General features: G+C 55.5%; 22 protein-coding genes and 5 tRNA genes. 13 read left to right on the forward strand and 14 right to left on the reverse strand.

Annotated elements, in window-relative coordinates; translation table 11 throughout:
• Window positions 1-7 precede the first annotated feature (7 nt).
• The 6 genes from lon to ispG all read right to left on the reverse strand — a co-directional run bounded on the left by lon (window position 8) and on the right by ispG (window position 5811).
• Window positions 8-2410, reverse strand: coding sequence for an endopeptidase La (gene lon, locus HYT79_09055; protein MBI2070737.1), 2403 nt, complete (start codon window positions 2408-2410; stop codon window positions 8-10).
• Window positions 2411-2465: 55 nt separating this feature from the next.
• Entirely contained in the window at window positions 2466-3083 is a 618-nt protein-coding gene (locus tag HYT79_09060; GenBank protein ID MBI2070738.1) for an ATP-dependent Clp protease proteolytic subunit, read from the reverse strand.
• A 37-nt stretch (window positions 3084-3120) separates the two neighbouring features.
• Window positions 3121-4398 carry a trigger factor gene (gene tig / locus HYT79_09065; protein ID MBI2070739.1) on the reverse strand — a complete coding sequence of 426 codons (1278 nt, stop codon included), beginning with the start codon at window positions 4396-4398 and terminating at the stop codon, window positions 3121-3123.
• 60 nt (window positions 4399-4458) lie between these two features.
• Window positions 4459-4540: transfer RNA gene (locus HYT79_09070), tRNA-Leu, on the reverse strand.
• 22 nt (window positions 4541-4562) lie between these two features.
• A tRNA-Lys gene (locus tag HYT79_09075) sits at window positions 4563-4636 on the reverse strand.
• Between the two features lie 32 nt (window positions 4637-4668).
• On the reverse strand, window positions 4669-5811 hold the full coding sequence (gene ispG / locus HYT79_09080) for a (E)-4-hydroxy-3-methylbut-2-enyl-diphosphate synthase (protein MBI2070740.1): 1143 nt from the start codon (window positions 5809-5811) through the stop codon (window positions 4669-4671).
• A gap of 106 nt (window positions 5812-5917) precedes the next feature.
• Between ispG and speD the strand changes: the two genes are divergently transcribed.
• Both speD and speE read left to right on the forward strand, forming a co-directional pair.
• A complete protein-coding gene (gene speD / locus HYT79_09085) occupies window positions 5918-6289 on the forward strand; it encodes an adenosylmethionine decarboxylase (GenBank protein MBI2070741.1) in 372 nt (123 codons plus the stop codon).
• Entirely contained in the window at window positions 6286-7191 is a 906-nt protein-coding gene (gene speE / locus HYT79_09090; GenBank protein MBI2070742.1) for a polyamine aminopropyltransferase, read from the forward strand. The genes speD and speE overlap by 4 nt, the downstream gene beginning before the upstream one ends.
• A gap of 256 nt (window positions 7192-7447) precedes the next feature.
• Here the strand turns inward: speE and HYT79_09095 are convergent, their stop codons facing one another.
• On the reverse strand, window positions 7448-8593 hold the full coding sequence (locus HYT79_09095) for an HD domain-containing protein (GenBank protein MBI2070743.1): 1146 nt from the start codon (window positions 8591-8593) through the stop codon (window positions 7448-7450).
• A 105-nt stretch (window positions 8594-8698) separates the two neighbouring features.
• Between HYT79_09095 and HYT79_09100 the strand changes: the two genes are divergently transcribed.
• From HYT79_09100 to HYT79_09110, 3 genes are all read left to right on the forward strand, one after another.
• Window positions 8699-8770, forward strand: a tRNA-Arg gene (locus tag HYT79_09100).
• 40 nt (window positions 8771-8810) lie between these two features.
• Window positions 8811-8886: transfer RNA gene (locus HYT79_09105), tRNA-His, on the forward strand.
• Between the two features lie 78 nt (window positions 8887-8964).
• Entirely contained in the window at window positions 8965-9387 is a 423-nt protein-coding gene (locus HYT79_09110) for a cbb3-type cytochrome c oxidase subunit I (GenBank protein ID MBI2070744.1), read from the forward strand.
• Window positions 9388-9638: 251 nt separating this feature from the next.
• On the opposite strand, the gene HYT79_09115 is transcribed toward HYT79_09110, so the two are convergent.
• Window positions 9639-10199, reverse strand: coding sequence for an isoprenylcysteine carboxylmethyltransferase family protein (locus HYT79_09115; protein ID MBI2070745.1), 561 nt, complete (start codon window positions 10197-10199; stop codon window positions 9639-9641).
• 85 nt (window positions 10200-10284) lie between these two features.
• Between HYT79_09115 and lepB the strand changes: the two genes are divergently transcribed.
• From lepB to HYT79_09130, 3 genes are read left to right on the forward strand one after another with little or no spacing between them, the layout of a single operon-like run.
• A complete protein-coding gene (lepB, locus tag HYT79_09120; GenBank protein ID MBI2070746.1) occupies window positions 10285-10809 on the forward strand; it encodes a signal peptidase I in 525 nt (174 codons plus the stop codon).
• Complete coding sequence (locus HYT79_09125; GenBank protein MBI2070747.1) at window positions 10806-12728, forward strand: hypothetical protein; 1923 nt, start codon at window positions 10806-10808, stop codon at window positions 12726-12728. Before lepB ends, HYT79_09125 begins: the two co-directional genes overlap by 4 nt.
• A gap of 5 nt (window positions 12729-12733) precedes the next feature.
• Window positions 12734-13435 (forward strand): M48 family metalloprotease, encoded by a 702-nt coding sequence (locus HYT79_09130; protein ID MBI2070748.1) that lies wholly within the window; start codon window positions 12734-12736, stop codon window positions 13433-13435.
• Window positions 13436-13447: 12 nt separating this feature from the next.
• Here the strand turns inward: HYT79_09130 and HYT79_09135 are convergent.
• The 3 genes from HYT79_09135 to HYT79_09145 form a co-directional block, all read right to left on the reverse strand.
• Window positions 13448-13519: transfer RNA gene (locus HYT79_09135), tRNA-Arg, on the reverse strand.
• Window positions 13520-13555: 36 nt separating this feature from the next.
• Window positions 13556-13951: a glyoxalase gene (locus HYT79_09140; GenBank protein ID MBI2070749.1), complete on the reverse strand. Its 396-nt coding sequence runs from the start codon at window positions 13949-13951 to the stop codon at window positions 13556-13558.
• Entirely contained in the window at window positions 13952-14836 is an 885-nt protein-coding gene (locus HYT79_09145) for a Bro-N domain-containing protein (protein MBI2070750.1), read from the reverse strand.
• A gap of 189 nt (window positions 14837-15025) precedes the next feature.
• Here HYT79_09145 and HYT79_09150 point away from each other — a divergent pair, with 189 nt between their 5' ends.
• From HYT79_09150 to HYT79_09170, 5 genes are all read left to right on the forward strand, one after another.
• The gene (locus HYT79_09150) at window positions 15026-16468 is read left to right on the forward strand and encodes a TolC family protein (GenBank protein ID MBI2070751.1); all 1443 of its coding nucleotides are present in this window, start codon (window positions 15026-15028) and stop codon (window positions 16466-16468) included.
• Window positions 16465-19566: an efflux RND transporter permease subunit gene (locus tag HYT79_09155; protein ID MBI2070752.1), complete on the forward strand. Its 3102-nt coding sequence runs from the start codon at window positions 16465-16467 to the stop codon at window positions 19564-19566. Before HYT79_09150 ends, HYT79_09155 begins: the two co-directional genes overlap by 4 nt.
• Before the next feature lie 113 nt (window positions 19567-19679).
• Window positions 19680-21140 (forward strand): ABC transporter permease subunit, encoded by a 1461-nt coding sequence (locus HYT79_09160; GenBank protein ID MBI2070753.1) that lies wholly within the window; start codon window positions 19680-19682, stop codon window positions 21138-21140.
• A complete protein-coding gene (locus tag HYT79_09165) occupies window positions 21131-21886 on the forward strand; it encodes an amino acid ABC transporter ATP-binding protein (protein MBI2070754.1) in 756 nt (251 codons plus the stop codon). The genes HYT79_09160 and HYT79_09165 overlap by 10 nt, the downstream gene beginning before the upstream one ends.
• Before the next feature lie 13 nt (window positions 21887-21899).
• Complete coding sequence (locus HYT79_09170; protein ID MBI2070755.1) at window positions 21900-22952, forward strand: serine hydrolase; 1053 nt, start codon at window positions 21900-21902, stop codon at window positions 22950-22952.
• A 5-nt stretch (window positions 22953-22957) separates the two neighbouring features.
• On the opposite strand, the gene HYT79_09175 is transcribed toward HYT79_09170, so the two are convergent.
• The 3 genes from HYT79_09175 to HYT79_09185 all read right to left on the reverse strand — a co-directional run bounded on the left by HYT79_09175 (window position 22958) and on the right by HYT79_09185 (window position 25233).
• A complete protein-coding gene (locus HYT79_09175; protein ID MBI2070756.1) occupies window positions 22958-24004 on the reverse strand; it encodes a glycosyl hydrolase family 53 in 1047 nt (348 codons plus the stop codon).
• Between the two features lie 72 nt (window positions 24005-24076).
• Window positions 24077-24556, reverse strand: a complete 480-nt coding sequence (gene bcp / locus HYT79_09180; protein ID MBI2070757.1) for a thioredoxin-dependent thiol peroxidase — start codon at window positions 24554-24556, stop codon at window positions 24077-24079.
• A gap of 83 nt (window positions 24557-24639) precedes the next feature.
• Window positions 24640-25233 (reverse strand): peroxiredoxin, encoded by a 594-nt coding sequence (locus HYT79_09185; protein ID MBI2070758.1) that lies wholly within the window; start codon window positions 25231-25233, stop codon window positions 24640-24642.
• Window positions 25234-25241: the final 8 nt, after the last annotated feature.

The following is a 25241-nucleotide window of genomic DNA, read 5'->3' on the forward strand; positions in this document are numbered from 1 at the left end:
CTTTGGTTTAACTTAAAGCGAATTCGATGACCTCATCCATGTGAGCCACCGGATGAATCCGCACTTTTCGGCGCACTTCCTCGGGCACGTCTTCCAAATCTTTCTCATTTTCCTTAGGCACAAGCACCATGTCAATGCCGTGGCGGCTGGCCGCGATTAATTTCTCGCGGATGCCGCCGACCGGAAGCACGCGCCCCATGAGGGTCACCTCCCCGGTCATGGCCAAGGAAGCCTTGATGGGGCGCTGCGTCAAAAACGAAGCCAAACAGACCGCCATGGCAATGCCGGCGGACGGCCCGTCCTTGGGCACGGCGCCTTCGGGCACATGCAAATGAAAATCATGGGTCTTCAAACCTTCGAGCTTAAGCGCCAGACGATCCGCTTTGGAACGGATATAGGTGAACGCCGCCTGAGCCGACTCCTGCATGGTGGGCCCCAACTGGCCCGTCAACATCAGCTGGCCTTTGCCCGGAACCTGGGAGACTTCGATGGTCAGGATTTCCCCGCCATGCTCGGTCCAAGCCAACCCCGTGGCCACGCCGACGCCGTTGGCCGCCGCCTTCGCCTTGATGAATTTAGGAACGCCCAGATATTTGCGGATTTCCTCGATGGTTTTAATGGATCGGGGAGCCGGCGCTTCGTCACGGCGCTTTTTGTCTTTTAAGGACGGGGCGATTTCTTTGGCGATTTTGCGGGACAGATTCGCGATTTCCCGCTCCAGATTTCTGACGCCCGCTTCCCGCGTGTAATGCTCGACGATAAAAGCCAAGGTTTCATCGCTCAAGGAAAGATCGACCCAGTCCTTGAGTCCATGCTCGTCCAATTGTTTGGGGACCAAATAACGCCTGCTGATCTCGATTTTTTCCTTCAGCGTGTAATCCGAAAACCGGATGATCTCCATCCGGTCCCTCAAGGTCGCCGGGATGGTGAACGTGGTGTTGGCCGTGCAAATAAAAAAGATATCGGAAAGATCGAAACCCACGTCCAAGTAATGATCGACGAAATTATTATTTTGCTCCGGGTCCAAGACCTCCAGCAAAGCCGAGGCCGGGTCCCCGCGCCAATCCGTGCCCATTTTGTCGATTTCATCCAAGAGAAACACGGGATTGCGGCTGTCCGCCTTCCTTAATTGCTGCATGATGCGCCCGGGCAAGGCCCCGATATAGGTGCGCCGGTGGCCGCGGATTTCCGCCTCATCGCGCATGCCGCCTACGGCCACGCGGATAAAATTCCTGCCCAAGGCCCGGGCGATGGAACGGCCCAGGGAGGTTTTCCCGACGCCCGGAGGCCCCACAAAACACAAAATCGGCCCGCGAAGTTTTTTCTTTAACAGGCAAACGGACAGGTACTCCAGAATCCGTTCTTTGACTTTGTCGATGCCGTAATGATCTTCGTTTAAAACTTGCGAGGCTTGATCGATATCAAGACGGTCTTTCGTGGCTTTGGTCCAGGGAAGGGCCAAAAGCCAATCCACATACGTCCGGGCCACCGTGGCCTCCGGCGAATAAGGCATCATTTTTTCAAGGCGGACGATTTCCTTTTCCGCGGCCTGGGCCGCTTCTTTGGACAATCCGGCCTTCTTGATTTTCGCGCGAAGCTCTTCAAGCTCTTTGCTTGAGTCGTCCCTTTGGCGCAATTCCTTTTGGATGGCCTTCATCTGCTCCTGAAGGAGGTATTCCTTCTGAGTTTTTTCGATTTGAGAGCGCACGCGGTTTTGAATCTTCTTCTCAAGATTCAGAACGTCGATTTCCCCAAGCAGCAAGGCGTAAATTTTTTCCAGGCGCTCCTTCGTATCCGTCATCTCGAGCAACTTCTGCTTATCCTCGATTTTCAACGTGATATTGGCGGCCAAAACATCAGCCAAGCGATCGGCGTCTTGCACGTTGGCGACCAAGGCCCCGATTTCCTGAGGGACGTTGGGGTTGAGCTGAGCGTATTGAGTGAAGGCCTGTTTGAGAAGGCGAATCAGCGCCTCGGCCTCGCCGCCGGCGGGCAGGGGCGCCGGGACCAACGATTCGATGGCCGCTTCCCAGTAGCCCTGATCGTTGTAAAGCGTCTGCTTGCGGCGCGCGCGCCAAAGCCCTTGGACGAAGGTTTTGACGCTGCCGTCGGGCATTTTGAAAACCTGAACGACCTCGCCGACCGTGCCCACCGGCCAGATATCATCCGCCCCCGGGTCCTCCACCTGGGGCGATTTTTGAGCGACGACGAAAATCCGCCTGTTGAAATGCGCGCCCGCGGCTTCCAGCGCTCGAACTGATTTGTCGCGGCCCACGGCGATGGGCAGCACCATGTAGGGAAACAGCGCCACGTCGCGGACCGCCAATAACGGCAGCCGCTCAACATCCGGCTCGCCCGCGGATGGCGCCGGGATGTCCGAACGTCCGGCCGCCTGATCAGCGTCAGGCATGATTGCCGCGGGCGTGACCCTTAGTTTGCCCGTTGTTCCTGGACTCAACGTCTCCTCATTTGTTGCTCTTGCGGATCATGATGATTTCGTCGATGACGCCGTATTTCTTGGCTTCCTCGGCGCTGAGGTAAAGATTGCGTTCGGTGTCCGCTTTGACCTTCTCGTAAGTCTGGCCGGTATGAAAAGCCAAAATCTCGGTCAGCTTCTGCTTGGTCAAGAGCAGTTCCTTGGCTTCGATATCGATGTCCGACACAGGGCCTGAGAGCCCTTCGCCTGAGATCAACGGCTGGTGCATCATGACGCGCGAATGGGGCAGGGCAAAACGCCTCCCCTTGGTGCCCGCGGCCAGCAATAAAGCGCCGAAGGACATGGCCATGCCGATGCAAATCGTGCTGATCGGCGTGGTCAGGTAACGCATCGTGTCATAAACGGCCAAACCCGCGGTGACCATGCCGCCCGGAGAATTGATGAACATCTGGACTTCCCGCTCCGGGTCTTCCGCCTGAAGATAAAGAAGCTGGGCGATTAAGACATTGGCCGAGTCCGTGGTGACCACGCCCTCATAGCCGCCCACGAAGATGATGCGGTCTTTCAGCAGCCGCGAATAAATATCGTATCCCGCGGCCGCGCCCTGATTCCACCGTTCAATGACTGTCGGTACGATTGTCGGCATTTTGTTCTACCTCCCCACGATTAGAATTTAATATCAATCAGACTTCGACGTCCGTGATCTTGGCGCCGGCGATCAGAAGGTCGAAAACTTTCTCGGTGAGAATATCATAAAGCACGCTTTCCTTATGCTTAAGGTAATATTGGCGCTCTTTTTCATCCTCGACGGATTCGATCTTCTTGCGAAAATCATCCTCGTTCACCTTGACGGCCTCGCGCCGGGCGATTTCGCGCATAAAGTAGCCCAGGCGGATGTCATTGGCCGCCTCAATCGCGTATTTGACCCTGAGCTCCCCCTCGTGTTCCTTAGCCAGCTCCTTGCCGGACAATGCGAACAGCCCGCGCGCCCTGTTTAACAATTCCTGGGTCCGCAGTTCCACTTCCGCCTGCGGCACGTCCATGGGATTTTCCCGCAAAAGATCCGCGGTGATTTGCTCCTCAAGGTGCCGCCGCGCCACCGCTTCCCGGCGCTTGACGATTTGGCGGCGGACTTCTTCCTTGAACTTGGGGATTTCGTCTTTGTGGGCCTCAAGAGGATTCCCATTGTCGCCGGATAAACGCTTTAAATCGAGAAGCTCCATCTCGATGGACATGGTCTGCCCCGCCCATGCGGCCGTGGGGCAATCTTCATCCAATGAAATGCTCCATGCTTTCTTTTGTCCCGGGCGCAGGCCGATCAAAGCGTTGTTAAACCCCGCGGGCGCCTGATCGCTGTCGACGCTGAGCAATTCTCCATCCCAACTCCAAACCGTTTCCCCTTTGATCTTGCCTGTTAAATTCACCAGCGCCCACTCTTCGGCGTCCGCTTCAGCCGCTTTCTCCACCGGAACCAAATATTGGGGATGCCCTTGCTTGAGGATACGCTCGAGCTCGGCCGTGACTTCATCCTCGGTGACCGGCTTCTGCCGCCGCTCGACTTCCAAACCCTTGTAATTTTTCACGGTGACGGTGGGTTCGATTTCAAAAACCGCTTCAAAGGCCAGGCGATCGCCGTATTTGTAATCGATTTTGGCGATCACCGGGTTGTAAACAAGCTTGAGGCTTTCTTTTTTGACGATTTCCTCGACCACCGAACTCATGACTTCCCGGCTGGCGCGCTCTTTGATCCAATCGCCCATTTGGCCCAAAATCACCTCGGCCGGCAAATGCCCTTTGCGGAAACCGGGCAGCTTGGCATGGTCCCGGGCCGCGGCCAGCCACTTCTCTTCGATGATTTTCAGGCGCTCCCCGCCCAATGAAATCTCGTAACGCTTTTTAGTCGGCTCCGAAGCCGTTAATTTGACCTCGGCGCCTATGTTCTCAGCGACAAAGTTAGCCATGAAACGGTATTTTACCCCTTTCGCAATGATTTGCCCACTACCCCAACCCGCCGCCTCTCGTGGGCAGAGAGGGACTTGAACCCACACGCCTTTCGGCATACGGTCCTAAGCCGTACGCGTCTGCCAGTTCCGCCATCTGCCCGCGAGAAGCGGCGGGAAGGATATGGGCCGCCCGAGACTCGAACTCGGAACCTTGCGCTTAAGAGGCGCCTGCTCTAGCCGATTGAGCTAGCGGCCCGGAGCTAAGATTTTAGTTTTTAGGAATGGACTTTAAGCCGACCGCCCGGCGAGGGCCGCTCGCGCTTCGATCAAACCATCCAACTCCCGCTTCAGGCGAGGCAAAATTTCGTCATAAGAGAAAACGCCCATTTCAACGCTTTTCTTTTTCAGATGAACCGTCGTGGGCCCGCACCAAAGCCCCAAATCCGCGTCATCCGTTTCCCCGGGGCCGTTGACCCGGCAGCCCATCACCGCGATGGTGATTTTATGTCGTTCGGCATAGGCGCTCATGGCCTTGACATCCTGAGCCAGTTCCACGAAACGCTCGTTTTCCACCCTGGAACAGCTGGGGCAGGAAATAATGTTCAACCCTTGGCCGAAATTGGGCACGGAGATGAAACGCCCTTCCTCAACGTCGCGGACGATTTGAAGGCCGACTAAAACCTCTTCATGCTTCCTATCATTGGGCAAGGTCAAGGACACGCGCAAGGTGTCCCCGATGCCTTGCGACAACAGCTGCTCGAAAGCGATGCGCGTTTTAATGACGCCGTCCGGCGGCAACCCGGCTTCCGTCACCCCCAAATGAACCGGAATATCCGGACGGGCCGAAGAAAAACGGCGATTCGCCTCAACGACCTTGGCCGGATCGGAATCTTTAAGCGACACGACAAAATTGGTGAATCCCAGGCTCTCCAGAAGTCCGGCATGGAATAAGGCCGACTGCACGATGGCCTCCATATGATCCGGATAACGGATCAAAAAATCAGGCGCCACGGAGCCGCAATTGACCCCGACGCGCAAGGCGCAGCCGTTGCCCTTGGCCACGTTGACGAGCCAACCCACTTTCTCTTCGACGCTTTTTTCTTTCTCGATATGATGCAAATGGCCCGGGTTGTAGCGGATTTTATCCACATGCGGCGCGACCTTGGCCGCTAACACATAATTTTCCTGAAGATCGACGACCAAATTGGCTTTGGTCTGGCGGCGAATTTCAATCAAAGCCTCGGCGTCCCGGTCATTATCGATGGCCACGCGCACCAACCCGGCCCCCGCCTCCCGCAAACGCTCGGCCTGAGCCACGGTCAAATCAATATCCTTGGTCCTGGTGGCGCACATGGATTGCACGACGATGGGAGCGCCGCCGCCGATTTGAATGCTTCCCGCGCGCACGGAGCGAGTTAAAAGACGTGTCATGAAACCTATTTTACCACGACGCATGATCCGCCTAAACCGGCGAATGAAGTAGAATATCGCCGACATTAAATGTCTGCCAAGCGCATAAAAGAGGAGGTTCGAACACTTGGAAGGACTCGGAACGCATACCCTGCTTGAACTCAACGACTGCAACCCTAAATTAATCGACGACCTGGCCTTCGTGCAAAAACTCCTGATCAACGCCACCAAAAAAATGGGCGCCACCATCATCGGCCAAGCGTTCCATAAATTCAGCCCCCAGGGCGTCACCGGCGTCATCTCCATCGCCGAGTCCCACTTGTCGATCCATACCTGGCCCGAGTACGGCTACGCGGCCGTGGATATTTTTTCCTGCGGGCATAAATTGGATCCGCAAAAAGCCACCTCGCTCATTGTCGAGAAACTTGAATGCAAGGCGCCCAGCCTCTTGGAGGTCCGCCGCGGCATCCGCATGACGCAGCCGGCGCTCGCCCAATGAGCAAGCTCTGGTTCCACGATTACCCCGATCCTAAATTAACGGTCAACCATGCCCTGAAAAAAATCATCCATGCCGGCAGGACCAAATTTCAAAGCATCGAAATCCTGGACCTGGAGCTCTTCGGCCTCTGTCTGGTTTTAGACGGCAAACCGCAGTCAACCGAGGCGGATGAATTCATCTATCATGAAGCCCTGGTCCACCCGGCTCTGACCGCGCATCCTAATCCCAAAAAAGTTTTGATTGCAGGCGGCGGCGAAGGCGCCACGCTAAGGGAAGCCCTGCGTCTTAACACGGTCGAACAAGCGGTGATGGTGGATTTAGACGGCGACGTCGTCCGGCTTTGCCGGGAACATTTGCCTCAATGGCAGCAAGGCGCTTTTGATAATCCCAAAGCCAAAGTGATCATCGGCGACGCGCTTGTTTATTTAAAAGAAAGCCGGGAAGAATTCGATCTCATCGTCAGCGACTTGACCGACCCCATGGAAGAAGGCCCTTCGTTGATGCTCTTCACTAAGGAATTTTTCGAGTTGGCTAAAAAACGCTTGAGCCCGGACGGTTTATTCGTGGTTCAATCGGGGTTTACCACGATCCTCAATTGCAAACCCTTCCCAGCCATTGTCAGCACGCTTAAATCAGTGTTCCCGGTTGTCGCCCCCTATCAGACTTATGTTCCCTCATTCGGCGGCAATTGGGGATTCACCATCGGCTCGAACAAATATGATCCCTTGGCTTTAAGCCCCGCTGAAATCGACAAAAGGCTCGCCGCGCGCTTAACATCCCCTCTGCGCTTTTATGACGGCATCACGCACCATGGCCTGTTCGCCCTGCCCAAATTCCTACGCCAAGCCACCGGCCAAGAAAAACGAGTCATCACCGAAAAAGAGCCGGTTTTCATCGATTAAGCGGCTAACTCATTCATCATCTTCGTCATCCGCATTGCATCCAGGGTCTAGTGTAGTGTCCCATAAATCGCTTTACATTTGTCACCCCCGCGAAGGCGGGGGTCCAGTCCATATAAAAAGAAATGCTCTGGATTCCCGCCTTCGCGGGAATGACAAAATAAGTAAAGAAGCGTTGGGGACACTCCACTAGCGGCGACTCCCGGCAAGTCCTCGGTCTGACTTTTTCACCTTATCCTGCGGTTTAGTCTTGACTTTCTCAACGACTCACCTCTCTACTCGCCCGGCAAGCTTCTTCAAATTGCTTCTTGTTTTTTAGGAAAGCGTCCGCCAGCATCGGGTCGAATTGCCGGCCGGAATGATTGCGGATTTCTTCCGCCGCCTGCTCAAAAGACAAGGCCGCCTTGTAAACCCTTTTTGAAGTCATGGCGTCGAAGGAGTCGGCCAAGGTGACGATCCTGGCTTCCAAGGGGATTTGCTCGCCTTTTAATTTATTCGGGTACCCGGTGCCGTCGAATTTTTCATGATGCGAAAGCGCAATTTGACCGGCTTTTCGCAACAACGGGGAACGGAAATTTTGAAGCATTTCATAACCGCGAATCGCGTGTTTTTTCATTTCAGCCGCTTCCTCCGGCGTAAAAGCGCCCGGTTTCCTTAATATTTCATCCCGGATCGCCACCTTCCCGATATCATGCAACGGGCTGATCACCCGGATCACCTCAACCTCCCCAGCCGGCAAATTGATGACTTGAGCCAACAGGGCCGAATACGTGCTCACTCTGTTGATATGAGGTCCCGTGTCCTCCTGATCGCGGAATTCGGCGGTTTGCGCCAAGGCATGAATGGATTCCAGGCTGGACAGCTTCAACTCTTCTAACAGCTGAAAAATCTCATAGGTGGCCGCCAATTGGCTGGCTAGGAGAAGCAGCAAGCCTTCGTCTTCATCGCTGAATGCTTTGCCGCCGAGCTTATTGAAAGCGGCCAGCACGCCCAGCACTCTGCCCCCTGAATCTTTCAGAGGCGCGGCCACCACGGAATGGGTCTTGAAACCCGTGATCTTGTCGAATTCGGGATTGAAATAAGGACTTTGATAGGCATCGATAACATTAATAGGCAATCCCGTGCGGGCCACGTAACCGGCGATGCCTTGACTGACAGGGAAACGCAGAGCCTTGAGATGGTCTTTTTTAAGTCCCAAAGCCAATTTTCCGTAAAGCTCGTTTTTCGCCGTATCCAGCATGAAAAATGTGGCCCGGTCCGCCTCCAAAATCTCCTTGATTTCCAGGCTGATGAGCTCGATTAATTTTTCACGATCCCGGGTCAGGAGGCTTTTGCGGTGAAAAGAAATGAGCAGGCGCAGCTTTTTGCTGTCATCGGCCGGAATCTTTGTTCGCTTCAAAGCCATGGCTTTCTCCAGTTTAAGGGCAAAACAGAAAAAATGCCAGGATATTTTTCAACGATCCCCGCACCCGGCGGGCTTTAGTAAAATTTAGACGTTTCTTCGTTTTATGCGCCCATAGCTCAATGGATAGAGTAGCAGCCTTCGAAGCTGTTGGTGTAGGTTCGATTCCTACTGGGCGCAAAGACAAATTTTCTTTTTTATACTTCTTAGCCGATTCGTGGCGGGCGTAGCTCAATGGTTAGAGCGTCTGGCTGTGGCCCAGAAGGCTGCGGGTTCGATCCCCGTCGCTCGCCCCACACCCGGACAAGCGGATAATTGAAGGAAAAAACATTAAAAACAAAACGGACCCAGCGTCTTTGAAGGTAATCCCCCTAATGCGGGACCCTACCCCCACCTTCGTGATGACCGCCGTGGTTTATCTTGTCCTGGGCGGGGTCCTTGGAATCATGATGCCGCTCAGCCGCCTGGGAAGCGAATGGACTGGCTGGGAGTACTATCTTATTCCAAGCCATACCCACCTCATGCTCCTGGGATGGGTTTCCATGTCCATCTTCGGGGTTGCCTACCGGATGTTTCCGGCGGTCTTGACTAAAAAACTCTACTCCATACGCCTGGCCTGGGCGCACTACTGGATTGCCAATGCCGCTCTTGTGGGGATGGCCCTATTTTTCTGGCTCAACAGAATCCAGGAGGGGCGGTGGATCGTTCCCCTGGCCCTGTCGGCCCTTCTTCAATTTGCCGGCATCCTCATCTTTGCCTGCAACATCCTGAGGACGGCGCTGACGCCGCGCGGTTAAAGCGAGAACTTGCGCCAAACTGCCGGCGCCGCGACGAGAAAAGAGCTTTTCTCTGCCGTCGTTTAAAAAACGAACGCTACTCCCCGCGCATTGAAATAACTGCCCTTGCAAAAACAGAACCCAAGAGGGATACTACTTATAGCCGCGCTGATTACGCGGCGACCTATCGGAGATTGCGACGGCCGAGCAAAGGAAGAGAGGTCATAGTGGTGGAGGGAGAGCGAAATGCTCTCCCCCGTTTTTTTAAGGGCCTACCAAACTAAAGGAATCAATCGAGCGGTGCGCGAAGCGTACTCCCGATAGGGCTCGCCCAGGGTTTCCAGAAGAAATTTATCCTCTTTATACAGCCGCAGGGCATAAGCCATGCCCGTGGGGATGGTCAAGAAAAAAATGCCCAACCAGCTATGCGCCAACAGCGGCAGCCCGATCACACCCAAAAACGAGCCCAAATAAAGAGGGTGGCGAATGAAGCGATACGGGCCGCGCTCGATGACGGTATGATTTTCCCTTAAATCGATCGAGAATGTGTAGTAATAACCCAGCGTCCATTTCCCCCAATTGCGAAATAGGATGCTGCCCGCGCACAAGAGCGAACCCGAAGCGATCACAAACCAATTGGGCTCAACCGGCTGGCGCAGCCAGCACTCCAGATTAATGGCCAGCACACCCAGCGCAGGCAAACTGCCCAGGGACACGGTCAACCAGTCGCCTTTGGGGATATCCAACTGCTCGCGGCGCTTCGGGTGAGACAATCCCTCAACCGCGATGCCCATCAACGTAACGCCGAATACGATTAATGCAACGATATTCATATGTTCATCTTGATTAAAAAGCCGATGGGAGTATTCGCAAGGATGCTATGGCAAGACACCCGGCCTTCACCTTACAATTATATCAATGCGAACGACGACTCCGTTGCGCCTCATCGTCATTATCGCGGCCAGCGTAGCCCTCACCTTCATCGTCCGGGATTACTTCCTTGAGCGCATTTACATCGCCACTCCCTCCATGGAGCCCACGTTGCCCGCCGGTTCAAAATGGTGGGTCGACAAACTATCCTTAAGGTTCAGGGCGGCGCGCCGGGGCGAGATCGTAGTTCTGGCCTCGCCCGTTTCATCGGAGAAAGGATTGGTCAAGCGCGTCATCGCCGTGGGCGGCGATACCTTGCAAATCAGCAACAAAACCGTGCTGATCAACAACAGCCGGATCGAGGAGCCCTATGTCCAACACACGCGATCGGAAGAAATCTTAATAGGCGATAATCTGGGGCCCCTGGAAATACCCCAGGGGCATGTTTTCGTCATGGGGGACAATCGCGACGAATCAGGCGATTCCCGGGATTGGAAGGACCCGACGAGCAACAAACCGATCCGTTTTATCATGAATAGCCAAATTCAGGGCCGTTTGATGGATACGCCATGAGCAGATTTCTTTTAATGGCCGCGATCGCCATCGCCGCATCGGGCGCTGCTGCGGAAAAAACCGATCCGCGCGTGGGCCCTGTTCTTGAGTCCGGAAGCCGGTGGGTCGAAACCACGGATAAAAAAATCATGATTTTCGCCCCCAAGGAGTGGCGCTTGAAACCCCCGACGGACACGCACGCGGTCCTGACCTTGGAACATGAAGCTCCGCCGGGCGCCATCTTGACCATCCGCAAATTAAGCTCAACGGGAGAAGGAAGCCCGTCTCCCTTTGCCGCGGCTGAAACTTACTACGAAACCCTGCGCCAAAGGGACCCCCCGCTTCAAGAAGCCAAAAGCCGCCTGCCCAACGGCCATGAAATCCGCCATCTGGTTTATAAAGACAAAATCGAGGGCGCGCTGGTCTGGAACAACTCTTTGCCCTACGGCTTCACGGCCATTCCTTCGCCCAAGGCGCCGTGGAACGATATCCGCAATCTCTTGGGAACGATTTCCGATCCCCGGGACGATGCCTTTCGCACAACCCCCAAGCCCCAGCCCCGGCGTTTGGCCGCCGGAGATTGGACGGCGGCCGTGGACCATTCCTGGATGATTCAGGCGAACAAAGAAGGATGGACCGCCGAGACCCCGCAAAATGAAGACCTCATTTTTTTGACGGGCAGTTTTGAAACGTCTCTTCTCAACGTCACGATCGGCAAAGAGCCGCCCAACCCGGAGCCGCCGGACACCCGCCTGGCGCATTGGGGCGAAACCCTGGGGGCCAAGAGCAAGGCGCCCATTATTTTGGGGCTGCCCAATGAAGCCAGGCTGCGCTATTACTCAAGCCCGGATCAGACGGAATTGATCGGGCATTTGGAATACAGGAATAACATTTACATCGTCAATGCCTACGGTCAGCCGACCATCGATTTTCAAGAAATGAAACGGCTCCTGGGCTCCATCAGCGATCCCAACCCCACGCTGTTGGCTAAAACAACGCAGGCCGCGGAATTGCCGGCGCCGCCGGGCGCCCCGACGTCTTGGAGCGAAGCCCAGCAGCAAGCCTTGGCCAATTTGCCCCAGCCTGACCCGCGCATTAAAGCCATCGTGGAAAAATACAGCGTTTATCTTATGGTGGCGGCCGTTCTCTTGGGCGGCGGCTATGTTGTTTTTCTGAGGTTAAACGATCAGCGCTTGCTCAAATTCGGCGAGGAATTCGCATCGGGCCAGGAGGGCTCGAAACTTGAATTGCTGGCCGGCGGCTGGTACCTGACGCTGTTTCCCACCGTCGTGGTTTACGCGCCGGGCGGGTTGCGCTTAGCCGCCCATTACAGGAAACCCCCCATGCTTCAAGCCGTCATCGCGATTTACCTTTTGCGCTGGGCGGCCCTCTACATGGGAGTCTCCAACATTTTGCTCATCGCCCTGTCCGTTCTGTTGGTCATTTTTTCCGTTCTTCTGGGAGTCACCATCGGCTGGTCCATCCGCGGCACGCCCTGCTGGATCTACGACGACAAAGGCCATGTCGCGTTTAAAATCAAACGCAAAATGGGTTTACTCGCCTATCGCTTCGTGGTCACGGACGCGAACAAGGAAACTTTGGGTTTTCTCAAAATGTCCTCGCTCTCAAATTTTATCCGCAAGCAATGGTGGATTTTAGACGTCAAGGGAAACGTGGTCGGGCATGTGATTGAAGATTCCATCGCCAAATCCATCGCGCGCCGCTTCATCGGGCATCTTTGGGGGCTGTTCCGGGCGGACTTTAATGTCATGGCGCAGGGCAAAACGATCGGCGCCATCAAAAGCACGCGTTCGCCGTTTAACCGCATGAAGCTTTCAGCGCAATTGCCGCCGAACCTGGATCCGCGCATGCTGTTCGCCTGCCTGGTGGGCATCAATATTTTCGATCGAGACCGATGGTATCCCTTCTGGTCGAGCTAGGGCCTGTGAAGAAGCTCGGCCTTATTTTTCTGCTCGCAACCCTTGGCTGCCAATCAAAACCCGGGCCGGGATCAACGACCATTTGGATTCCCGAAGACCTTGAGATCGTGCTGGGCTCGCTCACCAGCCAATCATTCGCCGCGCTGTTTCCTCCCTACGAAGACAGCCGCTGGCAGGGCTATATTCAGGAGCTGGGCAAAAAAATCACCCGCGTTTCCGAGCGCCCGGACTTCGGCTATCGCTTCGTGGTCGCGGCCTCGACCATCCCCAACGCCTTCTCCGCGCCGGACGGAACGATTTTCATCACCACCGGGCTTTTAAAAATCTGCGCGGACAACGAACAGGAAATCGCGGCCGTATTAAGCCATGAGGTGGCTCACGTGGCCAGGCGCCATGGCGCGCTGCTCCTTCAACAACGGACCGGGTGGAGGCTGTTGCTGCTGGCTCTCTTCGGCGTGGACACCCCGGCCTTGGCCGTGGCCGGGCACTTGGCCGGAACGCTCAAATCATTGGGCTACGGGCGGGAAATGGAGTTGGACGCGGATCAAGCGGCCATCAGGTACCTTAAAAAACTGGGTTATCCCCCCGCCGCCCTCCATCATTTTTTGGTGAAAATGGCCGGCCAAGAAAAACGCCTGGGCATCCCCGGAGAAAATTATTTGGTCTCCCATCCCCCCATCGGGGAACGCCTCAAAGCCCTGCAATAACCCGAAAAAACTTGTCCCCGCCAGGAATCGAACCTGGATAACAGGCTTAGAAGGCATGTGCTCTATCCATTGAGCTACGGGGACGTAAATTTTTGTTTTCTATGGATAACTTAATACTTTTCAGCTCCTTGCCGCAGCGCCTGCTCTCGCGAACGCTAACACATGGCCATCGGGATCAAGACAATACGCCGCCTCATGCCCCCAGTCGCGCTGCAGCAGCGGGCTCAACTCGCGTGCGCCATTTTCAATGGCGCGCCGATGGAAGAGTTCCGGCTCGTCAGATAGCAGATAAACTTCGGCGCGCGGGATTGCCCTCCCAATCATTGGATCAGGAAGACGGTCGCCGATCAGCCGTTTTATTCCGGCAGCGGGCATTAGACCTAGGACGGCGCCGTCATTAAGATGAAACTCGGTCATGCCCAGCACGTCGAGCTCGGGCTGCTTGCCTAGAACGGCCCCATAGAATTTACCGCTCGCTTTCTGGTCCGAAACATACAGTATAAAGTGCGCTTTCATTTACCTCTTGCTCCTTTTACGCCTCGTGCCGGTTTTCTGTGTCAGCTGCCTGACCTGCTTCGTTGATTGCGCGAGGGTGAGATGGTTCTCGCGAGTGACGACCTTTCGTCCGCTTTTCTTTTCCAGTTCGCGACGCGCATTGCCAGCCACCGTGCCTCCGGCGTTGGCCGCTTGTTTGTTTTGCGGGAAGCCCTGGGCATCGCGGTTGCGGGCGATCTCGGTCGTAGCGGCTTCGCCCAGCATCGAGAAAATCAGCTCGAGGTCGGTCATGTGGTCTCGGAGATTCTCGCGCCTGAGGCGTTTGAACTCAGCGTACTGGCTCGGTGTCAGGCCGAAGGCGGCTTTAGATATCTCGGCCGTGAGAATGGCGTACTCCCGGCGCTCTCTTACGCCGCGCTTCTTCCATTCATCGGTCAATTCGTCGCGAATGGCGATGGAGCGCATGCGTTTCTCAATCCAGTCATTAGAGTAGCCCTTGGCCTTGTACAGCGCGCGGGTGCGCTTCGTGGCAAGTTCGGGGTCCTCGATCTCCTGGATGCGCTCGTAGCCGACCTTGGCGAGCCAGCGCTTGAACGGCTCGGCCTTGGGGCTTGGAATCGATTGGATCAGGCGGAAGACTCCCTCGGTATTGGCGCAGAGCATCGCCTGCGGGCCCCCTACGGTCGGAATGGGAAGGGTATGTACAATCTGTACCCACCCTTTCTGCAATTCGGGGTCGCGTTGTTTCATTCGCTGGATATATTGCTTTGCGTCGCGAGAATCGATCAATGCCAACACAACATCTTCCACGACGAACCACCATTCGTTGTTGTGGATGGCTCGGCGAACTTCTTTCCGCTGGAACAGGGCGATGCGGGTCTCGGGATTTTGATCGGAGGTGCTCATAGTTGATTCAGCCAATGAAAATTATCTGTTTTTACTGCGTTTCTTTCCATCCGTAGCAGTTACAGGCGCTCTATCCATTGAGCTACGGGGGCACTGCGTCCACTCTCCCTTGATTTTAGATTAAACGCCGCCCCGGCTTATCTGAAAAAAGTGAATCAGGCCGGACAAAACGCTAAAGTATCGTCAATAGTGAATACGATCCTCATTGTTTTTACCGGAACGCTCCAGGCTGCCTCATTGACGCTGGGGACGGCCGCCAGGGAGGCGCTTCAAAAAAGCCCTGAAATTCGCGCAGCCGCCGCCCAATGGCAAAAAAGCGCGCTTGAGGAGCCTGGGCTGTTGGCCTTGACCGATCCGGTGTTCGGCGCCCGATATTCCCAAACCGACGACCGCTCTGCGCGCTCCGCCCCCGCTTTTCAGGGCGCCTTCAGCAAATCCAAAGACTGGGAGGCTTCCCTCACGCAGGACCTGTTGATCGGCACCGAGTCGCGCCTTTTTTTCAGGACTCAGGAATTACAGAATCCCTCGCTTTTTCGCCCGATCGATCCAACGCATACCTCAAGCTTGGGCGTGGAGATACGCCAGCCGCTTCTTCGCTATTTCTGGGGGCGACCGGACAAAGCCAAGCGCCGGCAAGCCCGCGCCGGCGTCAAGGCCGCGGCAAACGCCTTGAAACAAACGCGGGAAAAAGAAGCGGCGCAGGCCATGCTGGCCTATGTCGAGGTGTTTACGGCCCAAGAACAGATTTCCATCAGGGAAGCGGCGCTGGCCGATGCGCGCAAATTGTTGGACAATTACAAAGAAAAACGGCGCTACGGCTTGGTGGAATCCTCGGATTTGCTTCAAGCCGAAGTCTCGGTGCGCGCTCAAGAAACCGAGCTTAGGCTGGCTCAATCCCAATTAAAGCAAGCCGAAGAAACGCTGCGCCGGGCTCTCTACCGGCGAGGCGAGGAACCCTTTGAAAAACTCCGGCTGCCGGAAATCCCTCAACGAACACCACCGGCCATGGAAGAAGCCTGGGCAACGGCCGAGGCTAATCGCGGGGATTATTTATCCGCCCAGCACTTGGTCGAACGCGCGGAGAGCTTCGTCCGCGTGGAACACTTAAGCACCCTGCCTGATTTATCCGTATTCGGCTCCTATGCCTGGGGCGGCTTGGATTCCCGCTTTTCACCGTCATGGAGCCAGGTCAACAAAGGTGATTTTCCCATCTATACCACGGGCGTGCAGCTTAAAATTCCCCTGTTCTGGAAAAAAGAGCGCATCCGCCGCGCCGAAACCGCCTTGAACCTGGAATCCGCGCGCGCTGAGCGCGACCGAACAGCGGCGGATATACGCCGGGAAATCGGCGATGCCCTGGAGAACCTGCGCCTCAGCCGCGACCGCGCGTCCGCCTACGAGGAGCTGCTGACCCTGGAGAAGGAAAAATTTCAGGCGGCGCAAGAAGACTTCAACCGGGGCCGGGCCAACACCGATTTGCTGATCCGTTTTCAAAACGATATCCGCCGCACGGAGTCCCTTGTGATCAACGCCAAAGCCCAGGCCTTGGCGGGCTGGGCCCGGCTGGGATTTGCCACCGGCAATTTGATCGAAGGCTTCGCGGATTTGACCGGGGAGGCGATTGAGCCATGATTCAGTTTTTCTTGAATCGCCGCGTTTTGACCAATTTGATGACCATCCTGATCGTGGGCATCGGCCTGCGCCAATTCATGACCATGAAGCGCGAGGCGTTCCCGGAAGTGACGTTTGACATCGTCACCGTGCAAACCGTCTATCCCGGAGCGTCGCCGGAAGAAGTGGAACGCCTCGTGACGATCCCCATCGAAGATTCCTTGAAAATCGTGGACAACGTGGATTACGTGGAATCCTATTCGATCGAAGGCATTTCCATGATCGTCCTGCGTTTATATGAAAACTTGAATCGCCAGGAAGTGGGCCGCGTGGTTTCCGACGTGCAGCAGGCGGCCGGCAACGTCGAAGATTTGCCGGAGGAAGCCAAAGCCCCCGTCGTCCAGGAGATGACATCCAACCGGCCCCTCATCGTCCTCTCCGTAGCCGGAGGCGACGCGCTGACGCGCGATGAATTCGCCAAGCGCCTGAAGGATGCGATCGAGGACATCCCGGACGTTGCCCGGGTGGATCAAGACGGCGATTTGGCGCGCGAAATCTGGGTCGAAGTGGACCCGGCGAAACTGGCGCGTTACCGGCTGACCATCGGCGAAATCGCCAATACGCTCAGGCAGGAGAACATCGATCTTTCCGCGGGTTCGATCGAGTCCGGCGGGCAGGATCTCTTGATCCGCACCGTGGGCTCGTTTAAAACCGCCGGCGATGTGGCCGGCGTCATTTTGCGCGGCAATGATGAGCGCAGTTTCGTGCGGGTCAAGGACGTGGCGCGCGTGCGGGAAACGTTCGCGGAAGCCAAGGTTTTGGCGCGCGCGGCCGGCGACCCGTCGATCAACCTTCAAGTCCGAAAGACCAGGGACGGGGATGCGATCCACATGGCGGATGAAGTGAAAAAAGTCATGGCTCAAAATCAAGAAAAAGCGCAAAAGCTCGGGCTGCGCATGATGATTTCCGACGACATCTCTTTCTTCATCAAGCGCCGCTTGCGCGTCATGAAATCCAACATGATCCAAGGCGGATTCCTGATCGTTTTGGCCTTATTCTTATTTCTTGATTGGCGCCTGGCCTTAGTGGCGGCCGGCGGCGTGCCGATTTCCTTCGGTCTGGCCATGATCGGCGGCGCCCCTTTCGGCCTGACCATCAATCTCCTCTCGCTCCTGGGGTTCATCATCGTTTTGGGCATGCTTGACGATGACTCCGTGGCCGTCGCGGAAAACATTTACCGGCATTTGGAAATGGGCAAACCGCCGATGAAAGCGGCGATCGAGGGCGTCAAGGAAGTGATGCTGCCGGTTCTAGGGTCCGTCGGCGCGACATCTTCGGCTTTTATCCCATTCGCCATCATGAAGGGCATCATGGGCAAATTCCTGTTCATGATCCCGGTGATCGTGATTCTTTGCTTCATCGCCAGCGTCTTGGAGGCTTTTTTCATCCTGCCCTCGCATGTTTTGGACATTCTTCCTTATGGAAAGCCGGTTTCTGAAAAAAAGGACGGACGCTGGTATGCCGAGCTCATTATGCGCTACCGAACAGCGCTCGCCTGGAGTCTCGATCACCGCTATAAATTTCTGGGCATCGCCGTAGGATTTCTTGTGTTGACCGCCGTGGTCGCCGGGCTGCGCCTGAAAATGGTGATGTTCCCCCCGGGGCTGATCGACCAATTTTTCGTGCAAATGGAGCTTCCGGAGGGCGCGGCGTTAAGTGAAACCGAACGAGCGGTCATTGAAGCCGAACGAATCATGTTGTCTCTGCCTTCGGAAGATCTCGAGGGAATCACCGCCACCGTCGGCCTGACGGGCTATGAAGAATCCGCGCGCCGGGGCACGCATTACGGACAAATCCGCGTTTTTCTTGTCCCGCAGGAAAACCGCGAGCGCAAAACCGACGACATCATTAATGAACTGAGGCCCAAACTCCAAGCCATCCCGGGCGTCAAAAAAATGGCCATCGAGAAACTGCGCCCGGGTCCGCCGGTCGGCCGGGCCGTGCAGGTTAAAATCCGCGGCGACGACACGCGGACGCTGCAAACAATCGCCGATGAAGTAAAAATGGAGTTGGCGGCGATGACGGGGGTCACGGACATCAAAGATAATTTTGAAGGCGGCAAAACCGAACTGCGCGTGATCGTCAATAAAAAAGAAGCGGCTTACGCGGGCGTTCCCACCTCGCAGGTCGCCCGGCATATCCTTTATGCGTTCGAAGGCGGCGAAGCCACCAAAATACGCCGGATGGACGAGGAAGTCATCGTCAAAGTAAAATTAAGCCCGGAGCACAGAAAAAACGCGGAATCCCTCGACGGCCTATTGGTTCTCAATAACCGGGGCCAACAGATCAATCTGGCTCCCTTGGTGCGCATCGAACGCGCCAAAAGCCCGCCTTATATCGAGCATTACAATTTTAAACGCGCCATCCAGGTCACGGCGGATGTGGACAACGTCAACATCACGTCCTATCAAGCCAATGCCCGCGTCAAAGAATTATTTAAAAACTTAAAAGAACGTTATCCAGGCTATGACGCCGTCTACGGCGGCGAGGAAGAACGCACGCAAGAGTCCATGCAATCGCTCAAGATGGGATTCTTGCTGGCGATTTTCCTGGACATCATTATTTTAGCCACGCTGTTTAATTCTTATGTTCAGCCGCTGATCATTCTATTGACCATCCCCATCGGCCTGACCGGCGTGACCTGGGCGCTGATTTTTCACGGACAGCCGGCTTCTTTTATGGCGCTTCTAGGCGCAGTGGCCATGACCGGGGTCGTGGTCAATAACGCCATTGTTCTGGTGGATTTCATCAACAACCGGCGCGCCACGGGGCTGCCCTTAAGAGAGGCTGCCATCGAAGCGGGCGCCATCCGCCTAAGGCCTATTTTCGCAAGCTCCATCACCACGCTCTTGGGGCTATTCCCCACCGCTTACGGCATCGGCGGCTACGAGCCTTTTGTGGCGCCCTTATGTTTGACCTTGGCCTGGGGCCTGGCCTTGGCCATGCCCCTGACGCTTTTTGCGATCCCGACGGCCACGGTGATCGTGGACGATATTCTCGGCTGGTTGGGCCGGAAAAAAGAATCGTTATCCAAAAAATTACCTTCGTTCTTGTTGTAAAATAATTTCACATTGAAGACATCTTCTTTGATTATCTCAACCATTGTTGCGCAATATTTGAAGAGATAAAGCATCCCGCCTTGAAACCCCCGCCCTCCGGCTTACTTCTTTCCATTTTATTGACGCTCGGCTTATTGGCGCCGAGGGTTGACGCGGGCGAGGCGTGGGAACGGATTCAAAAAACAGGGGAGCTGCGCTGGGGCGCTGATTCGGTCGGCGGCGCCCCCTATATATTCCCGGATGAAAAAAATCCGGGGCAAATGATGGGCTTTGAGCTCGACATCATGGAAGCCGTCAGCCGGCGCTTGGGCGTCAAAACCAAAATGGTGGACGTCGGTTGGGACCAGCTTGTGCCGGCTCTCCTGCGCGGTGATTTCGATATCGCCTTCAACGGTTTGGAACCCACCGAAGAACGAAAACAAGTCATCAAATTTACCGATCCCTATTATCTGTTCTCCCAGCAAATCACGGTTCGGGCCGGGGAACGCCGCATCGCTCGTTTCGAAGACCTGCGCGGGCGCAGGGTCGGCACGCTCAACGCCTCGCTGGCTCACTCCATGCTGCTGGCCGACGGCAAAATCAAAGTGGTGGACTATCCTGGGCCGGTGGAAGTGTACAAGGATTTGGAAATCGGCCGCATTGAGGCGGGCTTCATGGACGTGCCCATGGCGGTTTTCTACGCCGGCCCCAACCCCAGGCTCGACAACGTGGGCCGGCCCGTGGGCGAGGCTTTTTATTCGGGCGGCATCCGCAACGATTCCCCTGTGTTCGAGGCCAAGATGAATCAAGTTTTCCGGGACATGCGGGCTTCAGGCGAAATGAAAACGATTTACGAGAAATGGGGGCTTTGGAACGACGCGCAAAAAAAACTTTCGGCTCCCGCCGCAGCGCCGGCTACGGCGCCGGCTCCGATGGGGCTCAAAAAATTCATTCCGTTGTTGGCCAAAGGCGCGGCCATGACCGTGGCCATTTCCATTTTAGCCATGGCCCTGGCGGTTGTGGCGGGCTTCGGGCTTTGCGTGGGCAAGCTCTACGGAAACCGCCTGGTTCGTTTTTTAGCCGGCGCCTATATCGAACTGGTGCGCGGCACGCCGCTGCTCATTCAGCTTTACCTCATTTATTACGGCCTGCCCAATATCGGCATCGAGCTTCACCCGCTGGTTGCCGCGGTGCTAGGCATCGGCTTAAATTACGCGGCTTGCGAAGCCGAAATCTACCGGGCCGGCCTGTTGTCCATCCCCAAGGGCCAGGATGAAGCCGCGCGTTCCATCGGCATGAATGGACGCCAAAGCCTCTTTCACATTGTCCTGCCTCAGGCCGTGCGCACCATTTTGCCGCCGTCAACCAGCGATTTCATCGCGCTTTTTAAAGATACTTCCTTGGTCTCGGTGATCACCGTCGTCGAGTTGACCAAGGCTTACAGCCAAGCGGCCACGACCACGTTTCGCTTTTTGGAGCTCGGCCTCCTCACCGCGGCGCTTTATTTCATCATGAGCTACCCCCTCGCTCTTTGGTCCCGCCGCCTGGAAGCCAAACAGCGCGAAACTTTTGAAGGCATCCGGTCATGGGCTTAAGCAACAAAAATTTCATCGAAGTCCGCGGACTTTGGAAGCGCTTCGCCGATCATTGGGTGATCAAGAATCTCAGCCTGTCCATTGACGAAGGCGAAATCGTGGTGATTCAGGGCGCTTCAGGCGTGGGCAAAAGCACATTTTTAAGATGCCTGACTTATCTTGAGCCGTTCGATAAAGGTTGTGTGCGCGTGGGGCCGTTGGCGCTCGAAGCAGGGATGGATGAGAACAAACATCATCAAACTATTTTGGGCGTTCGCCAGCAGCTGGGCTTCGTGTTTCAAAATTTCAACCTGTTCCCCCATTTGACCGTGCTTGAAAATCTGACCATCGGGCCGGTGCGGGTCCTGGGGCAATCCAATCAAAAGGCCAAACGGGAAGCGGCGGCGCTTCTAAAACGCGTGGGGCTAAAACACAAGGCGGATGAATACCCCAAGTCTCTCTCCGGCGGACAACAGCAACGAGTGGCCATCGCCAGGGCGTTGGCCATGCGGCCTAAAGGCGTGCTTTTTGACGAACCCACGTCCAGCCTTGACCCGGCCATGAAAGGCGAAATCGTGGAAGTCATGGAAGATTTTGCGCAGGACGGATTAACCATGGTGATCGTCACTCATGAACCCGACGTGGTTGAACGCGTGACGACGCGCGCCATCGAGTTCGGCCCGAACTGCTCGATTATCGCCGAGAAAACTCAGCCGCCGATCCCGGCGCTACCGCTTGAGCGACCCCAAGAACTCGTCCAAAAATAGACAATCACCGACGATGAATACCTGCGTTGGGTTAAAAATCACTATTGAAAAATTAAAACATTCCTGGTATGTTTATAAAGGTATGGAGAAAGCCGGCGGGATTGCAAAAAAGTCGCTTGTGTTGGCGGCGGTTTTTGCCGTAACAAGCGCTTCCACCATCGGCGTTATCCACCTGATCGATCGCTGGTCGCGGCCGCGGCAAGAACCGGTCAAAGCGGCCGCCATCTCCGATCCGCGCTGGACTCAATTGACCGCCGAGCTTGAATCAACCGTTGCGCGCTACCCGGGACGCGTGGGCGTTTACTTGAAAGATTTAAATTCCGACAGGATATGGTCCCATCAGCCCGATCAATTGATGCCCAGCGCCAGCCTCATCAAAGTTCCGATCATGGCCGCGGTATTAAAGAAAGTGGAAGAAGGCGAAATTTCCTTGGAAGAAAATTTGACCGTCACCCGCAAGACCAGGGCCGGCGGCTCGGGCCGCTTGAAATGGGCCAGGGCCGGCAGCAAATTCACGGTCGCCGAACTTCTATACTACTTGATCACCGAAAGCGACAACACCGCCATGCGGCTGTTGATCGCGCGCCTGGGCCTCGATTATTTCCAAAACGCTTTTTCGGAATTGGGGCTTTTAGCCACCAATATCGAAAACGAAGGGCTCAAGCTATCGTCACGCCCCGTGTTGAAAGAAAACTACACGACGGCGCGGGAAATGGCCGAACTTCTGGAAAAAATTTACGAAGGCCAATTAGTCACCAAAGAATCCAGCGGCATCATGCTTGAATTGATGAAACACCTCAAACACAGAGAGCGCCTGGCCCGAACGCTTCCCTCCGGTTGGCAAATTGCGCATAAAACAGGACTCCTGCGGCGCGCCTGTCATGACGCGGGCATCGTGTTTAGCCCTTCCGGCGATTATGTTTTGGTTGTGCTGACGTGGAAAGGTCCCGATTACAGGACCGCGAAACGCTACATCTCTTACCTCGGCCAAGTCACCTATCGCTACTATAGCGGAGAAAGCGATTTGGCCACCAGCTACCCCCGCTCCCGCGTGCAGGGAATTTAATTTCTTTACGGCTCCTTCGCCTTCGCCGAACCCCGACAACCGCCGTACCAATAACGCAGGACGTATTCGGCGGGTTTATTTTGCGGGGTGTAATCATCATCGGTTGAGCCGCCCTCGGTGATTGTGGCGCCCCAAACCCACCAAAACATGCCGGCCAGCCAAGGCCTGCGGCCTAAGGCGCGCAACGTCGCCTGGTAACAATCCGCCTGCTCGTTTAAATCCACAAGGCCCGGTTCTCCCCATGCCCAAGGCCGTTGATTCGCGCCGTCAACGCTGCGAAAACCGGCCTCGGTAAAAATAACGGGCTTGCCCGCGGCCAACGACGTTATGGCATCGCTATGACGCCGCCAGCCCGCAATCAATTGCTCCATCGTTGGATCGCTGACGGAAGTCAAGGGATAATAGGCGTCAATGCCCACATAATCAACGCCGTCCCACCACCTGATGCGCGGCGCTTCAGCCGTTGTCGCGGCATAAGTGATGGGGCCCGAATAAACCCCTCGCACGGAATCAATGAGTTCACGCCACCGGCGTTCGCGTCCGGACGTGCCTTCAAGCTCCGTGCCTATGGAAAAAAGATCAACGCCTTGCTCCTCGGCCATTCGGGCGTAATGCGCGATCATGCGGCCATAAGACTCAAACCAACGATTCCAATGAGCCTCGGTAAAACCCTCGCCGATTTGGCCGCGCCATTGACCGGGGGCTCGCGTATCCACATGGGGCTTAAGCATCACCTTGATCCCCAGCGATTTGGCTTTGCCGATGGCATGAATCAAATCATCATCGGTCGGCGTGGTCCCGGTGCGAAAAATTTCGGTCGTCATCTTTGACGTTTGATATTGGGTAACAATCAATGAAATCCAATCAGCGCCCACGGATCTAATCTTCTCCAACGAACGATCAGACTCGGCGCTTGCATACTGGCCCGGCCACCAAGAGGCATAAGTCAGCCCCTTCATCAACGAGGGATTAAGACAAGGCGCGGATACGACTTGAGCCCTAAGAACCCCGGAAACGCCGAGGCAACAAGCGGCCGCCCAAAACAAACGCATATGATTAGGTTAACATCCGAATCAGCAATGATCCAGCATCGCCGGATGGCGAGGGAAAGAAGGGCTAAAGAATCAGTTTTGCTTTAAAAACTCGAGGATTTCCTGGGCGTGACCGTCGGGTTTGACCTTCCTATAAACCTTTTCTATTTTTCCGTCTTTGCCGATCACAAACGTGGTGCGCTCAACGCCCATGTACTCCTTGCCGTAAAGCTTTTTCTTGGCCCAAACGCCGTACGCCCGGCAGATTTTTTTATCCTCATCGGCCAACAGCAAAAACGGCAGCTTGAATTTTTCGGTGAATTTTTGATGAGAGGCTACGGAGTCCGGGCTGACGCCCAGCACCACGGCGCTTTCATCCTCGATGGCCGCGCGTTGATCTCTTAACTGACAGGCTTCCACCGTGCAGCCGGGGGTATCGTCTTTGGGGTAAAAATACAAAATGACGCGCTTTTTGCCCAAATAATCCTTGAGCGCAATTTCTTTTCCATCCGTGGCCAAGGCGCAAAATTCAGGCGCGGCCATTTGGGCTTCAAGAACGGTTTCCGTCGGCATCACAATCTCCCTGTCGATGATTCGCTGAGCGGCGCGCGTGACGAGAAGATTCAGCTTCTCGCGCACGCGCCCCATGACGAATGTCAGTCCTTAGCGGCTAAGGCGAAGTATTCCTTGGAATCCTGCGGATTGGGTTTGATGGTCTTGGCGCCGGGCTTCCAGTTGGCCGGGCAAACCTCTCCGGTCTTCTCGTTCTCTTGGAACGCGGCGATCACCCGCAAAACCTCTTGGACGGAGCGGCCCACGCCCAGATCATGAACGACCTGATACGCGACTTTGCCTTTGGGGTTGATCACAAAAAGACCCCGCAAAGCGAGGCCCGCTTCGGTCAATACCCCGTAATCAGCCGCCACCTTTTTGGTGAGGTCCGCCAACAGCGGATAGCCGAGCGGCCCCAAGCCGCCGTTTTTCCGGGGAACCTGGGTCCAAGCCAGGTGCGAATATTTGCTGTCGACCGAGCAGCCCACGACCTCGGCGCCTAATTTTTTAAATTCACCCAGCGCCTCGTCGAACGCGGTGATTTCCGTAGGGCAGACAAAAGTGAAATCCAGCGGATAGAAAAAAAGGACAAGCCACTTGCCCTGATAATCCGCCAGCTTGATTTCCTTGAAATTGCCGTCGACGACGGCTTGGCCGATAAAATCCGGCGCGTCTTTTTGAACAAGAGATTGGGACATCCGATGAT

Source organism: Elusimicrobiota bacterium (genome assembly GCA_016180815.1).
GTDB lineage: Bacteria > Elusimicrobiota > Elusimicrobia > JACQPE01 > JACQPE01 > JACPAN01.